Origin of the sequence: Romboutsia sedimentorum (assembly GCF_030131845.1) — a bacterium.
GTDB classification, from domain to species: Bacteria; Bacillota; Clostridia; order Peptostreptococcales; family Peptostreptococcaceae; genus Romboutsia_D; species Romboutsia_D sedimentorum.
The window spans coordinates 1-1,484 of the sequence record NZ_JASKYM010000025.1 but is presented as its reverse complement, the minus strand read 5'-3'; the positions used below and the strand labels follow the sequence as shown (position 1 = coordinate 1,484).

The 1,484-nt window shown below is 33.4% G+C and carries 2 protein-coding genes and 1 pseudogene; all 3 read left to right on the top strand.

All coding sequences use genetic code 11. The features are described from left to right. Nucleotides 1-718 (top strand): annotated as a pseudogene (gene mmdA, locus QOZ84_RS16365) (methylmalonyl-CoA decarboxylase subunit alpha); the annotation flags it as partial. A 14-nt stretch (nt 719-732) separates the two neighbouring features. After that, a complete protein-coding gene (locus QOZ84_RS16360) occupies nt 733-1,116 on the top strand; it encodes an OadG family protein (protein WP_284133956.1) in 384 nt (127 codons plus the stop codon). A 23-nt stretch (nt 1,117-1,139) separates the two neighbouring features. Further along, a partial coding sequence (locus tag QOZ84_RS16355; RefSeq protein ID WP_331496623.1) for a biotin/lipoyl-containing protein occupies nt 1,140-1,484 on the top strand: 345 nt, incomplete at its 3' end.

Genomic DNA, 1,484 nt, shown 5'->3' with positions numbered 1-1,484 from the left:
TTCAAACAAGCCATATGATATGAAAGAAATTATATATGAAATAATTGATGAAGGTGATTTCTACGAAGTTCAGCCATACTTTGCACAAAACATTATAACTGGATTTGCAAGGGTAAATGGAGAAAGTGTAGGAATAATTGCGAATCAACCTAAATTTATGGCTGGATCATTAGATATAAACTCATCTGATAAAAGTGCAAGATTTATAAGAACTTGTGATGCATTTAATATTCCAATTGTAAGTTTAGTGGATGTACCAGGATTTTTACCAGGAACTTCACAAGAATACGGCGGAATAATACGTCATGGTGCAAAAATGTTATATGCATATAGCGAAGCTACTGTTCCTAAAATTACAGTTATAACTAGAAAAGCATATGGTGGATCATATTTAGCTATGTGTTCAAAGGATTTAGGAGCAGATATGGTTTTAGCATGGCCTACAGCTGAAGTTGCAGTTATGGGACCAAGTGGAGCCGCAAATATAATATTTAAAAATGATATAAAAAATGCTGAGGATCAAAAATCAATGAGAGAAACTAAGATAAAAGAATATACAGAGGAATTTGCAACTCCATATAAAGCGGCTGAAAGAGGATATATTGACGATGTGATTGAACCATCACTTACAAGAATAAGACTTTGTGATGCACTTGACACATTATCTTCTAAACGAGAAGAAAGACCGCCTAAAAAGCACGGAAATATACCTTTATAGGAAGGTGGTAAATTATGAATATTAGCCAATTATTAGAATCCCTAAAAGATCCTTCAGCAGCATTAAGTATAGGAGATAAACTGCTTGGTGGATTTATTGTAGCTATACTTTCAATGAGTGTAGTATTTATAGTATTAGTTATAATAGCTGCAATAATAAGTTTACTACAAAGAGAAAAAGCTAAACCAGTAACTGCTCAAATAGTTAGTAGTGAACCTTTAAATATGCAAAAAGTAATTAATGAAACGCAGGATATGGGAGAATTAGTAGCAGTAATAACTGCAGCAATTTGTGCAGCTACTGGAAACAATACTAATAATATATTAGTTAGAAAAATAGTAAGAAGTAACAACTCTAAGTCAAGTTGGGAAAGTATGTCAAAGAATACTACTAAATAATGAACCATAGGGGGAGTTTAAAAATGATAAAAAAATACAATATAACAGTTAATGGAAATACATACGATGTAGAGGTGGAGGAACTAGGTAGCGAAGTACTTTCTAGACCACAAGAAGTAAAACAAAGTGCACCTAAAGTAGTAGCACAAAAACCTCAAGCAGCACCAGTAAGTTCAGGGTCAGGAAGTGTTAATGCACCAATGCCAGGAACTATTAATGATGTTCGCGTTAAAGCTGGAGATAGTGTGAAAAAAGGTGATGTTTTATTAATACTTGAAGCTATGAAAATGGAAAATGAGATAATGGCAAGTTGTGACGGAACTGTTTCAAAAGTAAGCGTATCAAAAGGAGCATCAGTAAGTGTAGGA

Bases quoted from the DNA above. Each gene is read 5' to 3' on its own strand.
- QOZ84_RS16360 (WP_284133956.1), top strand. From the start codon at position 733: ATGAATATTAGCCAATTATTAGAATCCCTAAAAGATCCTTCAGCAGCA.